General features: G+C 44.9%; 20 protein-coding genes. 6 read left to right on the top strand and 14 right to left on the bottom strand.

The features are described from left to right. Positions 1–27: 27 nt before the first annotated feature. From Q7P33_RS10285 to lpdA, 4 genes are all read right to left on the bottom strand, one after another. Positions 28–852: an XdhC family protein gene (locus Q7P33_RS10285; protein WP_303870076.1), complete on the bottom strand. Its 825-nt coding sequence runs from the start codon at positions 850–852 to the stop codon at positions 28–30. A 210-nt stretch (positions 853–1,062) separates the two neighbouring features. Continuing rightward, positions 1,063–1,341: a hypothetical protein gene (locus Q7P33_RS10280; protein ID WP_303870074.1), complete on the bottom strand. Its 279-nt coding sequence runs from the start codon at positions 1,339–1,341 to the stop codon at positions 1,063–1,065. A 66-nt stretch (positions 1,342–1,407) separates the two neighbouring features. Then, positions 1,408–3,123 carry an arsenical pump-driving ATPase gene (gene arsA / locus Q7P33_RS10275; RefSeq protein ID WP_303870072.1) on the bottom strand — a complete coding sequence of 572 codons (1,716 nt, stop codon included), beginning with the start codon at positions 3,121–3,123 and terminating at the stop codon, positions 1,408–1,410. Between the two features lie 100 nt (positions 3,124–3,223). After that, positions 3,224–4,609, bottom strand: a complete 1,386-nt coding sequence (gene lpdA, locus Q7P33_RS10270) for a dihydrolipoyl dehydrogenase (RefSeq protein WP_303870070.1) — start codon at positions 4,607–4,609, stop codon at positions 3,224–3,226. A gap of 266 nt (positions 4,610–4,875) precedes the next feature. Between lpdA and Q7P33_RS10265 the strand changes: the two genes are divergently transcribed. Together Q7P33_RS10265 and Q7P33_RS10260 are read left to right on the top strand one after the other, a co-directional pair. Further along, positions 4,876–6,027 carry an aminotransferase class V-fold PLP-dependent enzyme gene (locus tag Q7P33_RS10265; protein ID WP_303870067.1) on the top strand — a complete coding sequence of 384 codons (1,152 nt, stop codon included), beginning with the start codon at positions 4,876–4,878 and terminating at the stop codon, positions 6,025–6,027. Further along, entirely contained in the window at positions 6,027–6,566 is a 540-nt protein-coding gene (locus tag Q7P33_RS10260) for a (Fe-S)-binding protein (protein WP_303870064.1), read from the top strand. The genes Q7P33_RS10265 and Q7P33_RS10260 overlap by 1 nt, the downstream gene beginning before the upstream one ends. A gap of 75 nt (positions 6,567–6,641) precedes the next feature. Here Q7P33_RS10260 and Q7P33_RS10255 read toward each other — a convergent pair whose 3' ends face one another. Genes Q7P33_RS10255 through Q7P33_RS10235 form a run of 5 tightly spaced genes read right to left on the bottom strand, consistent with a single transcriptional unit; the run spans position 6,642 to position 8,963 of the window. Further along, a complete protein-coding gene (locus tag Q7P33_RS10255) occupies positions 6,642–7,049 on the bottom strand; it encodes a putative zinc-binding protein (protein ID WP_303870060.1) in 408 nt (135 codons plus the stop codon). After that, positions 7,046–7,453: a putative zinc-binding protein gene (locus Q7P33_RS10250; RefSeq protein ID WP_303870057.1), complete on the bottom strand. Its 408-nt coding sequence runs from the start codon at positions 7,451–7,453 to the stop codon at positions 7,046–7,048. Before Q7P33_RS10250 ends, Q7P33_RS10255 begins: the two co-directional genes overlap by 4 nt. Next, entirely contained in the window at positions 7,446–8,294 is an 849-nt protein-coding gene (gcvH, locus tag Q7P33_RS10245) for a glycine cleavage system protein GcvH (RefSeq protein ID WP_303870054.1), read from the bottom strand. Before gcvH ends, Q7P33_RS10250 begins: the two co-directional genes overlap by 8 nt. Further along, positions 8,287–8,589, bottom strand: coding sequence for a ferredoxin family protein (locus Q7P33_RS10240; RefSeq protein WP_303870052.1), 303 nt, complete (start codon positions 8,587–8,589; stop codon positions 8,287–8,289). Before Q7P33_RS10240 ends, gcvH begins: the two co-directional genes overlap by 8 nt. Positions 8,590–8,591: 2 nt before the next feature. Next, complete coding sequence (locus tag Q7P33_RS10235; protein WP_303870049.1) at positions 8,592–8,963, bottom strand: hypothetical protein; 372 nt, start codon at positions 8,961–8,963, stop codon at positions 8,592–8,594. 192 nt (positions 8,964–9,155) lie between these two features. Here Q7P33_RS10235 and Q7P33_RS10230 point away from each other — a divergent pair, with 192 nt between their 5' ends. The 4 genes from Q7P33_RS10230 to Q7P33_RS10215 all read left to right on the top strand — a co-directional run bounded on the left by Q7P33_RS10230 (position 9,156) and on the right by Q7P33_RS10215 (position 10,905). Continuing rightward, entirely contained in the window at positions 9,156–9,455 is a 300-nt protein-coding gene (locus Q7P33_RS10230; protein WP_303870047.1) for a helix-turn-helix transcriptional regulator, read from the top strand. Positions 9,456–9,479: 24 nt separating this feature from the next. Continuing rightward, positions 9,480–9,842 (top strand): putative zinc-binding protein, encoded by a 363-nt coding sequence (locus Q7P33_RS10225; protein ID WP_303870046.1) that lies wholly within the window; start codon positions 9,480–9,482, stop codon positions 9,840–9,842. A gap of 202 nt (positions 9,843–10,044) precedes the next feature. Then, on the top strand, positions 10,045–10,476 hold the full coding sequence (locus tag Q7P33_RS10220) for an arsenate reductase ArsC (RefSeq protein WP_303870043.1): 432 nt from the start codon (positions 10,045–10,047) through the stop codon (positions 10,474–10,476). A 21-nt stretch (positions 10,477–10,497) separates the two neighbouring features. Further along, positions 10,498–10,905: an arsenate reductase ArsC gene (locus tag Q7P33_RS10215; RefSeq protein WP_303870041.1), complete on the top strand. Its 408-nt coding sequence runs from the start codon at positions 10,498–10,500 to the stop codon at positions 10,903–10,905. A gap of 264 nt (positions 10,906–11,169) precedes the next feature. On the opposite strand, the gene yqeC is transcribed toward Q7P33_RS10215, so the two are convergent. The 5 genes from yqeC to Q7P33_RS10190 all read right to left on the bottom strand — a co-directional run bounded on the left by yqeC (position 11,170) and on the right by Q7P33_RS10190 (position 17,103). After that, the gene (gene yqeC, locus Q7P33_RS10210; protein ID WP_303870040.1) at positions 11,170–11,895 is read right to left on the bottom strand and encodes a selenium cofactor biosynthesis protein YqeC; all 726 of its coding nucleotides are present in this window, start codon (positions 11,893–11,895) and stop codon (positions 11,170–11,172) included. Positions 11,896–12,048: 153 nt separating this feature from the next. Then, on the bottom strand, positions 12,049–12,279 hold the full coding sequence (locus tag Q7P33_RS10205) for a hypothetical protein (protein ID WP_303870038.1): 231 nt from the start codon (positions 12,277–12,279) through the stop codon (positions 12,049–12,051). Positions 12,280–12,421: 142 nt separating this feature from the next. Then, on the bottom strand, positions 12,422–14,008 hold the full coding sequence (locus Q7P33_RS10200) for a 4Fe-4S binding protein (RefSeq protein ID WP_303870036.1): 1,587 nt from the start codon (positions 14,006–14,008) through the stop codon (positions 12,422–12,424). Between the two features lie 240 nt (positions 14,009–14,248). Beyond that, positions 14,249–15,568: a ribosome biogenesis GTPase Der gene (der, locus tag Q7P33_RS10195; RefSeq protein ID WP_303870035.1), complete on the bottom strand. Its 1,320-nt coding sequence runs from the start codon at positions 15,566–15,568 to the stop codon at positions 14,249–14,251. 212 nt (positions 15,569–15,780) lie between these two features. After that, a complete protein-coding gene (locus Q7P33_RS10190; protein ID WP_303870031.1) occupies positions 15,781–17,103 on the bottom strand; it encodes a DUF512 domain-containing protein in 1,323 nt (440 codons plus the stop codon). Between the last annotated feature and the right edge of the window lie 84 nt (positions 17,104–17,187).

The raw sequence follows: 17,187 nt of genomic DNA, 5'->3' as shown, positions 1-17,187 counted from the left end.
TTGGATTTTTAGGGCAACCCTAAAAATTTACGCATTCGTTTTTGTTGGCATTTTTCGTTTCAGTTCCTTACGGGGTTTCCCAGTGCCACCATTTTTGATCATCAGGATTTCAGCCATAATCGAAAAGCCAACTTCTTCAGGTGACATGTCACAGATATCCAGGCCCACCGGTGTATGCACTTGTTCCAGTAACTCTGCGGCGATACCTTCTTCAACTAGTTGTTTGTACATTTCTTTTGTTTTCTGGAAACTGCCCAGCATGCCCACATATGCAAAATTCTTTTGAAGTGAACCTTTTAGAGCCGATTTATCCTGGGTATGGGTTGAGGCGCAACAGACGTAGTAGGCGCCATCCGCTATTTCGGCCTCCAGGATGGCTTTTTCAAAATCGTCACAAGGAATAAATTGATCAGCCACCATTATCTGCTCTTGAATCTGTTCAGGGTGACGGGTATCAAAGAGAATTGTCTCAAAATGTAGCAGTTTTGCCAAATTAAGAACTGCATAGCCAACATGACCGGCGTTGCACACAACCAGCTGCAACCGGGGACTGACGACTTCGACAAATAAACTGACATTGAAGGTGCACCCTAGACCTGCCGCCTCATAGGTGGGGATGTGTTCGTAACGTTTAAAAAAGCTTTGGCGTTCTTTAATTGCCTGCATAGCATCGGCTATAGCGTCGCGTTCAAACTGGCCACCACCGATCGTTCCGATGGTGAAGCCGTCTTCTAACAGAAAGATTTTCTTTCCAATTTTACTTGGGGAGGTTCCTTCCGTTTCCACCACAGTCAGAATGGCATAAGCCTGTCCAGCTTTTTTTGCTTTTAGCTGTTCCTGTAAAATATCCATATGTTTCCTTTCAAATCTAAGCTTAAGGATATTTGATCAAGTTGCTGAAAGCAATGCTCAAACAACCCTAAGCATAGCAAAATTTTCATCTCTATTTTATCACTGAAAGTCAATTTATGCTTCTATTATTTCTACTGCACTTATTTGATTCTCCTTTATAAAAGGAATTTCCTTTTGATACTATCTGATTAACAGTAGCAACTTATTGAATTAACAACAACCTGAAGCCTGAGCGGTATCTTCAACAAACAGCTTGCCTTCATCATTTATTTTTAATGTAACCGTATTGGTTTTAAGCACTGCTTCGCCTTCCATCAGCACGTTAATTCCATTAACAATAACGGGTTGATCGCCTGCTTTTTTATTGGTTAAAGTAAAATAAAGGGAGCTGCCACAACAGCCTTGTTGCAGGGTTGCCTGGAGCGAATCCTGGCCGTTTTCTTTTAACATTTCTTCCAATACCACTTTTGCTTCATCTGTAATAATCATTTTGTTTCTCCTTTTGTTTTATATATAATCTATTGAGTTGGCTTTTTATCTGTCAAAGCAGACGCGTTATTTTTTCCAGGGAATAACTACATAATTGTCGTTAGTGTCTTCGGCGATTCGTTTAATCCATTTTTCTTCGTTATTGGCTCTTGCCCGCAAAAACGAATCTTTGGTATCGGTGGCCAACAGGCTGGCATTCATCACCCACCATTTGCTCAGAATTCCGGCCCGTTTCAAATCGGCTTCCAACCGGAGGGCTTCAAAGACTGGGGTTGCCTCTGGAAGGGCGACAATAACTACTTCGGTTTCGTCCTGATTTTGCAGACGTGGTAATAGGTTGATGACCGAATCCGGAATATCGGCGTTGGAACGCTGCATTTCTTTATGGTAGCTTTCGGTGGAGTTGAGTAGCAGCAGGGTATGTCCGGTGGGTGCGGTGTCAATGACAACTACCCCATCGTCAGCCTTTTCAACCTGTTCGGCAAAAGCTCTGAAAACAGCAATTTCCTGAGTGCAGGGGGATTCCAGATCTTCGATGATATAATCAATATCGTCTTGACTTATATTAGCAGCTTTAGCTTTACCAATAACTTCATCCCGATATTTTTGCAGTTCTTCAGCTTCATCAATATTACTGACGGTGATATTTTCCCCGCCCATGGTTGCGGCACTGAGATGACCAGCTGGGTCGGTGGTGGTCAGGTAAACCTTTTTACCCATTTTGGATAAGCCCAACGCAATGGCGGCAGCAATGGTTGTTTTACCAACACCACCCTTACCCATGGTAAAAATGACTTTTTTATTGGAATCATACATATCCTTGACCAGTTTCTCTAAACCGGGCAAGTCACTGATTTCCTTAACCTTTTCGATTTCAATCACGTCATCTTCAATAAATAAGCGACGGATGTTATCAACGCCAGCAACGTTGTAGGCCCGTAGTGGTAAGGTATATATATCCAGGGTTTTTAAGCTGTTGGGAATATTTTTCACAGCTTCTTTTTGTTTACCATAGAATGCGGTGGCAATTTCATCAGATTGGTCAAAATTTTCCAGTGCCCCATTGATGATTAAAATTTGATTATCGACACCAATTTCCTTTAGTTCTTTGGATGCTCTGGCTGCTTCTGCCAGTGGCGATGGCTCTGGACGGGAAACCAGGATTAATGTTGTTTTATCACTGTCGGATAAGGTTTTTACCGCTTTTTCATACATTTTCTTTTGTTCGGTCAAACCGGATAACTGCCCCAGGCAGGAAGCGCCGTGGGTACTTTCATCAATAAAGCTATCCCAGGCTGATGGCAGTTGCAGCATTCTAAGGGTGTGTCCGGTGGGTGCAGTATCAAAGATAATATAATCATAGTCTTGACTCATTTTTTCGTCGGTGATGAAGTGGGAAAATTCATTAAAAGCGGCAATCTCAACAGTACAGGAACCAGCCAATTGTTCTTCCATACTAGCTATGGCAACATCTGATAGTTTACCACGATACGGGCCGACTACCGACTCTTTATATTCTTCGGCTGCCGCAATGGGGTCAAGATTGGCTACTATCAGGTTTGGAACGGCTTTAATCGGTACACCCTGTCCGGTTAATTCGGTTTCAAATACATCCTGCAAATTTGAAGCTGGGTCGGTACTAACGAGGAAGACTTTCTTGCCCATATCGGCAAGACTTACTGCCGTAGCACAGGCAGTTGACGTTTTACCGACACCACCCTTGCCAGTATAAAATAAATATTTTGTCAAATCAACATTAGCTGGTGAAAATTGTTTATACATCGAAATCCTTCTTTCTCTTATGAAAATTAATTCATATGACTTTATGGACATATGATAATTCATTCATATGAGTTTGTCAAGTGATTTTTAATTTGCTTAATTAAAACCGTAATGGCGCTTTATTAATTGATTTTTCATGCACATCATGCAGGGCCTCCATGATCGCTTCGGATAGGGTTGGGTGCGGATGAATCACGTCCCCAAGGGCTTCAGCCGTTAAACCCAGGTGGACGGCCATCGTCAATTCAGCCAATAGGTCGGTGGCCTCTGGTCCAATAATCGACGCGCCAATGATGATATCTTCCTGATTCACAATAATTTTAACCTGCCCCTGGATTTTACCGATAATCTGGGCTTTTCCCAGAGATCGGAAATCAAAACTGCCGGTTTTATATATAATCCCTTTTTGTTCGGCTTCTTTTTCGGTTAACCCGACCGCGGCAACCTGGGGATCGGTATAGACGCATCGGGGAATTGCTTTATGGGCGCCGGATTTATTGTGCCCCAGCATATTTTCGGCTGCTATTATCCCTTCTTTTGAGGCGACATGGGCCAAATAGGGCGTGTTGATCAGATCGCCCACTGCATAAATCCCTGGGACGCTGGTTTCCAAGTGATCATCAACAACCAGCTGCCCCTTTGTATCAACCTTTATTCCCAGTTTTTCAAGATTCAGTCCGCTTGCATAGCTTGATCGGCCGATGGCCAGTAGCATCATTTCTGTGGCTATGGATTTGCCATTTTCCAAGGTGACCTCAACCCCGGAGTCTGTAACAGACACATCAGAAATACTGCTGCCTGTCATGACTTTGATTTTCTCCCGTTTAAACTGACGCAAAAGCTGTTTGGCAACATCGTCATCCTCAAACGGTAAAAGTTGTGGGGCCATTTCCACAAGTGTGATCTGAGTCCCCATACGACTAAAAAACTGCCCCAGTTCACAGCCAATCACACCGCCGCCAACGACAATCATTGATTTTGGCGGTTTATTAAGCGCTAGAGCTTCGGTACTGGTAATCACTCGCACACCATCATAATGAAATAGTTCCGGACAGATTGGAACGGAACCGGTGGCGAGTAGGATTTTATCACTAACCAGGGTTTCAAGTCCGCCATCGCTTAGTTCGACGGAAACCGTTTTAGGATTGATAAGATGGCCAGTACCACGCACCAGGTTAACACCATTTGATTCAAAAAGAAATTCAATTCCCTTAACCAAACCGGATACCAGCTTGTCTTTGCGTTCATTTATCTGCTTAAGATCCGCAGAAGTATGTTCATTGAATACTCCAAATTTCTCAGCTTCCAATGATGTTGTCAAAATATCGGCTGAAGCCAGCAGGGCCTTGGTTGGAATACAGCCCACATTCAGGCAGGTTCCCCCTACCTTGTTTTTTTCGACTACGGTAACTTCAGCCCCTAGCTTAGCCGCCATAATGGCAGCTTCATAGCCGCCGGGGCCAGCACCAATAATTGTAATTTTCATGGTATCTCCTTGTATTTTTCTAAAATATTTATGTAACTCTATTAAAGTTAGTGCTGTCATAAAATTACGGTTACTGATATGATCTAGTTTCCTCCCAATTATGTCAACTGTTAATTTCTTGCCTTGTTTTTAAGTAATAATCATGGAAATGCGATTTTAATCAACCCAAATTCTACCTGTTAAATCTATTGACGAATTTATTCTTAGCGCTTATGATAAAAGATATAACTAAGGATATTATTAAATGATTATAGAAGGAGACATATATGGATATTTATCTGGATAATGCAGCTACCACCTTTCCCAAGCCACTGGCTGTTCCTCAAGCGATTTATGATTATATTGTCAATAATGGTGGGACTTCTGGACGCGGTTCCTACGAAAAAGCGATTCTGGCCGATGGCCTGGTTTATCAGACCAGAAAAAGCTTGGCCAAATTGTTCAACCACGATGATCCTAAGACTGTGGTGTTCACTTCTTCCGTTACGGAATCGTTAAATCTGGCCCTCCAGGGTATTTTAAAGTCTGGGGATCATGTCGTCACCAGTGCTCTGGAGCATAACGCTGTTTGGCGCTGTCTGAAAACTCTGGAACGGGATCGGGGCATTACGATTTCAGTGGTTCCGGCCACGGCTCAGGGCGAAACGGCGGTCCAGGATGTGGAAGCAGCGATCACGCCACAAACCCGGATGATTGTTTTTACCCATGCTTCCAATGTGCTGGGAACGATTCAACCAATTGGTGAGATCGGCGCCTTAGCCCGTAAGCAAAACATTCTTTTTCTGGTGGATGCCGCCCAAACGGCGGGGGTGATTCCCATTGATGTCCAGACCCAGAATATCGATCTATTGGCCTTTACCGGCCACAAAAGCCTGTTGGGACCAATGGGTACCGGTGGCCTGGTTGTCAATTGCGAGGCTGAAATTCATCCTCTTATCTCCGGTGGGACCGGCGGAGATTCAGCCTACGAATACCAGCCGGATTATTACCCCAACCATTTGGAAGCTGGTACCATGAATGTCAGCGGCATCATCGGTTTGGGGGCCGCGCTTTCGTTTCTGGAGGCTGAAGGCCTAGCAACAATCCGTCATAAAGAGGATGCTCTGATGGATTATGCCCTCAATACTTTAACTACGGTGCCGGGAATCGAAATTTACGGCCCCCGGGATTCGTCCAAGAGCGTTGGCGTTATTCCATTTAATCTTGAAGGACAGGTTCCCGAAGAAATCGCCTTTTATCTGGATCAGGAATGCCATGTGATGATCCGCGCTGGCTTACATTGTGCCCCCAGTGCCCATCGTCTGATTGGGACAGTGACCCGGGGCAGTTGTCGCATCGGGATTGGCTATTTCAATGAACAGGCGCATATCGATGCCCTGGTTAATGGCTTAAAATCATATTTAAAGGAGAATAACTAATGTACCTCGAAACGATCAGTCTTATTTACATCAAACCCTGTACCACCGGGGGCGGTCGGATTAAATTTCGGGCGAAGCTCAGCAATCCGGTTCCCGAAGTTATGCCCTATCTTAATACGGTGATTAAGACCGGCCTTTACATTCCCTCGGCCCAGACCTTTACCTATAAGATTGGCAGCCATATTATTAATATCCACGATCGCAATCTTACCTGTACCCAGTTAACTAATGAAGCCCAGTGTTATGAAATGATCGATCATCTTTATAATCTGATTAATGATACCTGGGCGAATAAAGACAATATTGAACCCAATGAGGAAACTCGGGAGCGCCCAAGTGCGATACAGCTTTATAAATTATTGCCCAGGAAAATCGGCTGTAAGATCTGTGGGCAGGGCTCCTGCATGGCCTTTGCCTCCAAACTGATTTTAGGCAGCTGTCGGCTGAACCAATGTACCCTGATGAAAGAAGATGAGTATGCTCCCAATTATCTAAGCCTGGAAGCCCATCTGCAGTTGTTAGGTTATGAAACTGACTGAGTCCGCTAAACCAGAATGATTGTCTTAATCCAAAAGCCAGATCTTTATTAAAGGATCTGGCTTTTAGCATGATGGTTATTGTTTTGCTGCAATTTCGTCAAAGATCTGACAGGTTTTTGACGCAGTCTGTTCGATGAATTCTTTATGTTCGTCCGTTAGATGGCGGGTCGACAGGGGTTTTTCTAATGCTTTGGCTTCACCAATGATTTTGGCCACATCAACACTGCCAGCTACCTGATTGCTGTATTTTTCGATGGCTCGCTTAGCACAACATTTGGAACAGCCATCGATCGCAATGGTCGGGTATTTTTCGGCAAATTCCCGTTCACCACCATCACCGGCGATAAATAAAGGCAGACACAGGGTTGAGACCATTCCCGGTTTTAATTCCTCCATCATTTTACGAACCGCCAGCCGTGAAATGGTGCCTCCCAGACACTCTTCACCGCTGCAGGAAATAATTCCAATTTTATTATTTATCATAACACGTTACCCCCACTCTTTATTTCTTTAACATCGTCAGCTAAAATCTCAGCCAGTTCTTCGGCATATTTCCAACCGTCTTCAGTAAGGGCAGTTCCCGTACCATGTTCTTCGCCGCGATGGGCTTTCATAAAATCGGGAACCTTATGACTTTTAACAACAACGCCGCCGGTTTCTTCGACACTTTTTTTGGCGCAATATTTGGCACAGCCATCCATAGTGATGCAGGTTTCGCCGTTAATCTTGGCCACGACCTCGTCATCACCGGTGACTACATGGGCCAGACAGAGGGTTTCGGTGTCGTTCGGACACTTTTCCTCAGTCACCATTAACACGGATTCTCTGGCCAGTAAACCAAATACTTTGCCGATTCCGCTGCAGGGGATTACTTTTATTTTAGACATCGATTTCTGTTACCTTTCGTTGTAAAAATTCAAAATAGGCCGGGCAGTCGTGGAGAAGATCCTGATCTTCGGAAAAATCACGGAGTTTTACTTCCACCAGCCAGCCTTTTTCATAGGGACTTTCGTTGACCTGTTCGGGGGCATCGTTTAAGCTGGTATTGACGGCCACCACGGTGCCAGAAACCGGTGAAACAATTTCAAATACCGCTTTGCTGGACTCGATGCTGCCTAAATCGTCAAACTGCTCAAATTCATCGCCGATTTCCGGCGGGTCGACATAGAGAATGTCTGACAGATTCTGTTGCACATAATCACTGACCCCCACCCGAGCCATCTTTCCGGACACAGTCACCCAGCAGTCGTTTTCATTGAAGAAATAATTGTTTTGGGGGACTTTGAAAATAAACTTGCCATGGGAAAAGCTATTATACTCAACCGCTTCCGGTTCAATAAACTCCGACTCTGCCTGATCAGCGGCACTGCTATTTATTTTTGCCAAGACAGCCTGGACAACCGCCCGGTTGTCATCACTTTCCTGAATGTCGACCCCCAGTTTGATCTCCAGGGCTTTGGCAACCTCACTGACGTTGACTTTATCGTTAATTGATAATTCCAGATCACCGGCCAGTTTACTGGCACAGCGGGTATTGCAGCCATCGATGACCGTTAAGTTGGCATCAGCCAGGACTTTTTCGTAACGGCTCCGGTTCTGATTTAACAGAACCGGACAGATCAGCGCCGCGTTTTCTGACTGAGCCAGCTCCAGGGCTGCCCGTCGGGACAGATCTCCGGCACATTTATCCAGCCCGTTGCAGGGCAATACACACCGCAACTCACTCATTTTTGGCTGCCTCCTTTTCGGCCTTACGGATGGCTTTAATCATTTTGGTGGTTTCGGGCTTATCCGGGAACGAAATCGCATCCGGCCCGCAGGTTTTGGCACAAGCCCGGCAGAAAACCACACAGTTATTGGGATTTTTAACTGACAACTTGGGTTTGGCATTTTCATCCACGTCAAAAACCTGATGCGGACAGAATTTAACACAGTCCATACAATCGTTGCATTTGGTAAAGTCAATACGGGGCGACCAGTCAATACGATCCCGCTCAACACCCATAAACGTTGATTCACTCATTTCTACACCTCATATCCCATTTCTTCAAGTTTAGTTTCGACCACTTCAAAGGCTTTTTCGTTAGTCATATCCCGGATGTCGAGCATTACAGCATCTTTTTCAATATCCAGGCCAGCTTCTTTAAAGGCATCCTTGAACATTTTACGTTGCATGTTGGGGGCACAGGCACCAATGATTACTTTTCGGTGCGCTTTTAAGAAATCAGCGAGAAAACGATCGCCGTCTTCTTCGCATAGCTGCGGATGGATAAAGGCATACTCAACCGGTAGCTCAACCCGCACCTGGTTGATAAAATCCCAAATATCCATAGCTTGAAATCCAGGGCACTTTCCGGTGCAGACACACATAATAAAACCTGGTAATTCTTGACTCATATCTTCCACCTCTTTTATAATATAATTAAATACTTATGTATGCGTTCATTATACCCCTCTCATTTATGGGTGTCAAGAGGAATAGAATAAGTTTGCATTTTTATAAGTGATTGCTTATAATGTTATATAGCGCATCCGGTGTCATACCTTAAAGCTATTTAATTATTCTGAAAAATCGAAATGAGGTCAATTATGAATAGTGAAGATCTTTCTGTAAAAATATTCAAGGCGCTGGGGCATCCCATCCGATTACAAATTGTTAAGTCACTCCTTGACGAATCTCGATGTGTCTGTGAATTGCTTCCTGCCTTTGATTACAGTCAAGCCAATCTCTCCCAGCATCTTAAAATTCTTCGCGAAGCAGGAATTCTCGAAAGTAAAAAAATTGGCGTTGAAATGCATTATTGGGTGAAACTAAAAGGGATCAAAAAATTGATCGCTATTATGGATCAAACTGTGGAAGAATATTTTGATACGTTGGATTTTAATTAAACCGAATGAAAGAAGGTAACTTTTATGAAACTCAAGATTTATCCCTGTCCCGGGCACTGCAACGTCAGCATGATGACCAAAACAGTTGCCCAATATTTTGGGATTATTGACGAAGAAAACATCACCATCCTCCCCCATGTCAGCATGAATATTCTTAAAGAAGTTGAAGCCGCCGGTGGTACTGAAAAATACATTTCACTTAATGGTTGTCCCTCAACCTGTGCCTCGATGGCGTATGAAGATATGGGCTATGAGCTTTATGACGAAATAGTCATGACGCTGGATTATGATGTTCGCCATAACGAAAAATATAAAAATCTGGACGATATCGAAGCCGAAATTGAACACGTTCAAAATGCCCTGGATAAAATTCTAGCCGATGCCTGAGTCCTTTTTAATGTAGCGGCAGTCTATGCAGATGAAAAACTGGTAAATCAATTCCACCTTGTGGCAGTTATGTTGTTTTAACATAACTGCTATTTTTTGTGCTAAAAAAAATGAAACGATAAAATTTAACATAATCAAGCTCGCGCGCTTTCTTTTGATATGTTATGCTTAAGAACAAATCTTATTGCAAGGAGTCCAATTGATGATAAAAGTACTATTTGTCTGTGTCCATAATTCTGCCCGCAGCCAGATGGCAGCGGCTTTTCTAAATGATTTAGGGAAAGAACATTTCATTGCCGAAAGTGCTGGCCTGGAACCGGGCACCATTAATCCCCTGATTGTCAAGGTGATGGCTGAACTTGGCTATGATCTCAGTCAAAACACGACTAATTCAGTGTTTGATTATTTTAAAGAGGGGCGCCTCTATTCCATAATCGTTAAGGTCTGTGATCTGGAAAATGGTCAACGCTGCCCGGTTTTTCCATTGGTGATGAATGTCCTCGACTGGCCCTTTGAAGATCCGGCTGATTATACGGGTACCGCAGAAGAACAACTGGAAAAAGCCCGTCATCTACGGGATAAAATCCGTGAAAACGTCGTTGATCTGATAAATAATTATAAACCTTCATATTAAATTTACCATTTAGGAGAACGTATGAACAAACCTAAAGTTGCCTTAATCTGTGTCCACAATTCCTGCCGCAGCCAGATGGCCGAAGCCCTGGGAAAGAAATTTGCCAGTGATGTATTTGATAGCTATTCTGCTGGCACCGAGACCAAACCGCAAATCAACCAGGATGCCGTCCGCCTGATTAAAGAACGCTACGGCATTGATATGGAAGCGACCCAGTATTCAAAGCTACTCACCGAACTGCCGCCAATTGACATTGTCATCAAAATGGGCTGCAATGTGGTCTGCCCCTACCTGCCCGGTCAGTATACTGAAGACTGGGGACTTGATGACCCAACCGGAAAAAGCGATGCCGAATTTTTGGAAATTATTTCTCAAATTGAGGAAAAAATCAAAAATCTGGCTGATATGATCCAAAATAACGGCCTTTAGTTTTTAACGTTCTGATCGTAACCACAAACTCACCACATAAAAAAAGTGCAAATCGCGCTCAGACTGTTAAAAAAGATAACATAGTACCGACAATTGTTATATCGTGTTGTGTGCCTCAAGGCGAACAGTTGCAAAGAAACGGCTATATTTAGCCGAATTATTAAACGCAACTGTACGAATTGCGCGCATACAACAGATTAACAATTGGTCGGTAGGGAGTTTATTGACAACCTCAGTGCGAATCGCACTTTTTATATGTGAGTATCAGCAGGCTTTGATCCAGCCTTCTTTGAGGGAACTGATCAAGCAGCGGGGAAATATCATTTTGCCGATTTGTGCCATTTGTCGAGCATTCTCCAGCTGGGCTCCATCGGCCTTATTGATCAGTAGAATGCGATCAATTGTCTGATCAAAGTGGGGATTAAGCTTGGTGCGACTAAACGTTTCAAGAGTGCGTTTTAAGACCGCTTCATCAAAAACGGGTTCTTCCCCATCAAACAGCTGGGAGCGATGAAATAAGGTTTCATCGATCGGCTGCCTAAAGGTTTCAGCTCCAATCACATGAATGATTTTGGTGGTCAAGGTCGGAATGGCCGGCTCGTAGTCAGCATAAAATTTATAGGGACGTCGATTGGAGCCATCGCCTTCATTAATAATTACCAATGGGGACAACGCCTGATGAAGCTTGCACAGATTGGTATCATCAAATCCGGCAATTTTCTGCTGGGCGACGGTTTCCCGGCCAATGACCCATTCTTTGGCGGGGTCTTTTTTTATTTCGGCAATAATGGTATCGATGTTCGAATCAATCAACACCTGCGCCGGGTTCACATCGGCAACACAGATTTTGGCGGTGGTGGTGATTACATGGGCCTGGCCAGCAGCAGTGAGTTCTCTGCCCAGGGCAAACATTAGGGAGGTCTTGCCACCGCCACCCGTAATGGTGATGACGTCGGTTGGGGTTAGGTTAAATACGTCGATTAGATTCAATGTAGCCTCCTTTGAAAAAACTCTTTTATCTGATAAAGCTATTATACGACAAAAATGCGATGTTTTAAACGATCTTTTGCTTTTTAATCAACCAAACAACTAAAAAAGACCCTCAATGATTGAAGGTCTTAGGGGCTAATAAATAAGAATGTTTTATCTTTGTCCATGGTACTGCATGCCGGTTCCATCTTGTGGTTGGGTTCCGAGATCACAAATACCATCACCGTCAACTTCACAGTTAACGTATTGGCGGACGCCATCGTTTCCAATTCCCAGTCCAGTGCCGTCACAGGTTCCGTTGCCTGATCTTGGTGCGGCCATCGCACTGCCTGCTGTCAATAAGGTTAAGGCTACTGCACCGACTAAAATAAGTCTTTTTTTCATTAGTTATTCCTCCTCTCTTCAGATTTATTTGTTACTTATATTATAAAACAATAATATGTCAATTCTGTGTCAGAGTTGTTCTGAAAAAGTATTTTTATTGATGACAATGACAAAAACTTCTGACCGCCTAGAGTTTACTGTTTTATTGGAGCGAGTCCTTGATGCTCTGGAAATCGTACCCGGGCGAGAGGGTAGATATTTCCTTTAAAAGGGTTTCTGGGGGGACGTTTTCGGGAATTTTGAATAAGGCGTAGAATTCAGCCTGTTCCATGCCCAGGCTGTCGATGGCCTGCTGTATTGTCATCGAGCCCTTGATTCCGCTGACATCCACTGCACCTGCGGTAGTGGACTCTACACTGGTTTCTGACGAAGACGTGAGGCTGGCTTTGATCTGCTGGAAATCATAACCTGGTACCTGATTCACAATCGCATTCATCAACGTTTGAGTGGGAATATCTTCAGGGATCTTGAATAAAGCATAGAATTCAGTCTGCTCCATGCCCAAGCTGTCGATGGCCTGCTGTATTGTCATCGAGCCCTTGATTCCGCTGACATCGACAGACCCGCTGGTTTTCTCCTCGCTGACTTGGATATCGGTATTTTCTGATCCACCGGCATTGGCTTTGGCCTGATCAAATTGATATCCAGGAGCCACAGAGGCAATATTCTTGAATTGGGTTTCTTTAGGCACAGTTTTGGGAATAGCCAGCTGTTCATAGACCTGATCCAACGACAGGCCGGTCAAAACTGCTGCTTCCTCAATGGTATTATAACCCTTAACCTCATAAATAGGGATCGTTTGACCCTCAGCCACTGCTTTGGGCAGAATTTCAAAATTCCCGGTAAGCTGGGCAATGCCAATGCTGCCAAAGAAAAGACCCACTACCAGAACCAATATAACCATCGGCGCCACCGTTTTGTTGGCAACCTTGACTTCAAGAGCACCATTAACGGGGCATTCCAGCACACATTCATTACAGTTGATGCATTCTGCTGAGGTTACCTTGTCGCTTTGTTCAATTTTGATGTTGACCGGACAGGTTTTATCACATTTTTTACAGTGGACACACAGATCGTTGTTGCGGGTGACCTTGGTCGGGCTGATTTTTCCGATGATGGCATAAAAGGCTCCTGCCGGACACAGATATTTGCAGAGGAACCGGTCATAAAAGAATGATCCGACGACTGTAACCAAAAGCAGCAGAAAACCGATAATAGCCAAGGGATCCTCTTCGATCGAGCCAGCAATGACGGCAATATGTGAAAAAGCTGCATAAGGATCATAAGGGGACATCCACAGTGTGCCAAATAGCCATGCCATTAAAACAGTTAAAACCAGTACTACATATTTTAAGTAACGTAAAATACCATCGACTTTTTCTGGCATCACAAACCGTTTTTTAATGGTGATGTTTCTCAACTTTTGGAATAATTCCTGGAGGGCTCCAAAAGGACACAGCATCCCACAGAAGCTACGGCGAAACAGTATCGCCAGAACAATCGTAATCCCCAGGAGTACCACTGTTCCTGAGTAAATTTTCTTGACAAAGCTACCCGTCAGCAGCAATGTATAAAGACTTTCCAGGGCTCCATAGGGACAGAGTGCATGAACGGATGGGGCCTTACCCCCACCCAGCACCTGGTGCATATAGGATTCATAAACAACCCAGATCAGCAAACCCAATAGTACCAGTAAACGAGACCATTTTGCAATTTTCTTCCAATCCATTTTCTCACCTCATCTTTACAATTTGGAACATGATGACATCTTAAGGGTTTGTTGTGTCATTTCTGTGTCATTTCCTATCCTTGTTTTGATGAATCGCCCATTTTTTACTTACCCGTTTTGTGACAAAAGTAACAAAAGTGACATATACTCTGGGGTTGACAGAGAAAACACCTCGCAAACAGCTGCTGTTTACGAGGTGCAAAAATTCTGATTGGTCAAGAAGCTTGGATGGGGTACCCTTTACTCCGTTCGTTCCCGGATAAAAAGACGGATCGGGGTGCCGAAGAAATCAAAGGTTTCCCGAATCTTGTTTTCCAGATAACGCTGGTAGGAAAAATGAACCAGGGTCATGTCATTGACAAAGACCACAAAGGTTGGCGGATTGATGGCCACCTGGGAGGCATAAAAAAGTTTCAGACGCCGACCATGTTTGGAGGGGGGCTGTTTCATCATCACAAATTCAGCAAGGGCTTCGTTCACCTTTCCGGTGGTAATCCGTTTGGCGCTTTGAGCCTTGACAAATTCAATGGTTTCAAATATTTTGCCGAGGCGCTGACCGGTTTTGGCCGAGATGAAGATGATTGGCGCATAGTCCATAAAGGACAAGGCATCACGGATATCCCCTTCCATCTTTTTCATGGTTTTATTGTCTTTTTCCACCGCGTCCCATTTATTGACGATAATAATCGATGGTTTGGAGCGATTATGGGCAATTCCGGCAATTTTGGCATCCTGTTCGGTGACGCCCTGGGAGCCGTCAATCAGAATCAGGACGATCTGACTGCGTTCGACGGCGGCAATGGCCCGGACAATGCTGTAACGCTCAATATCTTCATAGATTTTTTTCTTGCGCCGTAATCCGGCGGTGTCAATCAGGACGTAATCTTCGCCATCATAGCGGACGCTGGTATCGACGGCATCCCGGGTGGTGCCGGGAATATCACTGACTATCAGCCGGTCTTCGCCGAGCACCTTGTTAATCAGGGTCGATTTGCCGACGTTGGGCTTGCCGATGACGGCCACCCGCAGGCGTTCATCTTCGGATTCGTCTTCATCGTAATAACGCTTGACGCGGTTAATGATCTCATCGAGAAAATCCCCCAGTCCCAACCCCTGTTCTGCCGAAATGGCCAGCGGTTCGCCGATGCCGAGGTTATAAAACTCAAAGACGTTATTTTCCAGGCTCTGACTGTCAACTTTATTAACGGCCAGTATCACATCCTTGTCGTGTTTACGGATCATATTGGCGACTTCCAGATCTGAGGCAGTCATTCCTTCCCGACCATCAACCAGCAGGACAATCAGGTCGGCCATATCAATGGCCACCTCGGCCTGAACCCGCATCTGCAACAGGATATCATCCTTGCTATGGGGTTCGATTCCGCCAGTGTCAATCAGGGTAAAATGGTGGTTTTGCCATTCGGCGTCAGCAATGATCCGATCCCGGGTTACCCCGGGGGTGTCTTCGACGATGGCGATTCGTTCGCCGACTAATTTATTAAACAGGGTGGACTTGCCCACATTGGGGCGGCCCACCACTGCGACGATAGGTTTTGGCATAGTGGTTCCTCATTTCATTTATTATCATTTTGTGGCACTTGCAAAAGTGCTTTGAACTTTGCATCCCGTTTCGCACGAAACAATTGTTGCACTAGGGCGGACAACAATTTCTTGTCCTGTTCGCCTACACGTTACACAATTGTTTGGGGAAACTGAACACAAAGCAAGTTTTGTTCGGAGTATTAATTTCTGGCTGAATGATTCAGCATTATTTATGCGGTGCAGTGTTTTAGCAGGGCCCGACCATCAAGGGGAACCCCGGCAATGGTGACGCCCAGGGCGGCACTGAGGCTTTCCAGGGTCCAGTCATCGAGCAAGGTATGGGTACCGCTGCGCAGGGCGTTTTCCGGCAGCATCAGCAAATCGCATGGATCTTGGACCAGACGGGATTCTAGTTGAGCCAGGATGTCGGTGCCGGTGAGCAGGCCGGAGACGGTAATCGCTTCGCCAAAGAAGTGGTTGGTAATCGGGAAAACTAAAAGCGTCAGCCCAGGCACGGCGGTTGTGATGATAGATGCCAGTTCGTCCAGATAAGTGGCCGCTGCCGTACCGGTGATCAATCCGATTTTTTTAGGCTGATCGAGAGCTTTAGGGGTTTTAAAATCAGCCAGGGCCTCGGTTAGTGACGTCTTAAAATCAGCCATCATCCCCACCCCGTTTTCAATCTGGGGGAAACCGTGATAATACTCACTGTCGGGAATTGGCTGCTGGGCCAGCAGGTAAAACTCATCACTGGGATAGACAAAACCATCACCATGCTGGGCTTCCATTTTGGCATGGACGGCTTCGATTATTGCCAGGGTTTGCCGGGCTTCTTCCCGGGTGAAAAGCCGGAGCTCGGCGAGACCCTGACGGTGGTTGGAGAGGCCCACCGGAACCACCGAGACCGACTGCAGCACCGGATAAAACCGCCTTAAATCCTTAAGCGTCTGTTCCAGTTCGGGGCCGTCATTATAATCAGGTACCAGCACAATCTGGCCATTCATCTGTATGCCGTTTTCATAAAAGGTTTCCAGATAGCGCATCACATCCCCGGCAAAACGGTTTTTAAGCATCTTAATCCGCAATTCGGGATTGGTGGTATGAATCGACAGGTTCATCGGCATGATCCGGTAGCGGATAATCCGGTTGAGTTCATCCGGGGTCAGATTGGTCATTGTGATATAATTGCCGGTTAAGAAAGACAACCGTTCATCGTCGTCTTTAACATAAAGGCTTTCCCGCATGCCCTGGGGCAGCTGATCAATAAAGCAGAAAACGCAATTATTTTTACAGGTTTTCGTGCCAATCATCGCTTCGGGAAAAACCACCCCCAGATCTTCCTCATATTCTTTTTCAATATCCAGTTCCCAGATTTCGCCATCCGGTTTTTCAATTTCCACCACTAAGCAGTCATCGGCGATCAAATAGCGGTAGTCGAGAATATCGGTGACTGGCATGCCATTGATCGACAGCAGACAGTCGCCGGGAGTAACATCCATCTCACTAAAAATGCTGTCGTCTAAAACAGCCTCTATAATAAACTTATTCAACATCTCTCTCTGTTTCTTTACAATTTAAAAACTGCCAGCAAAACCAGCCGGCAGTTCTCCTTACCTATTATATAATACTTTCACTGA

The organism is Acetobacterium wieringae (genome assembly GCF_026646375.1).
GTDB classification, from domain to species: domain Bacteria; phylum Bacillota; class Clostridia; order Eubacteriales; family Eubacteriaceae; genus Acetobacterium; species Acetobacterium wieringae_A.
The sequence above is the reverse complement of the archived record's forward strand: the minus strand, read 5'-3'. Positions and strand labels throughout refer to the sequence as shown.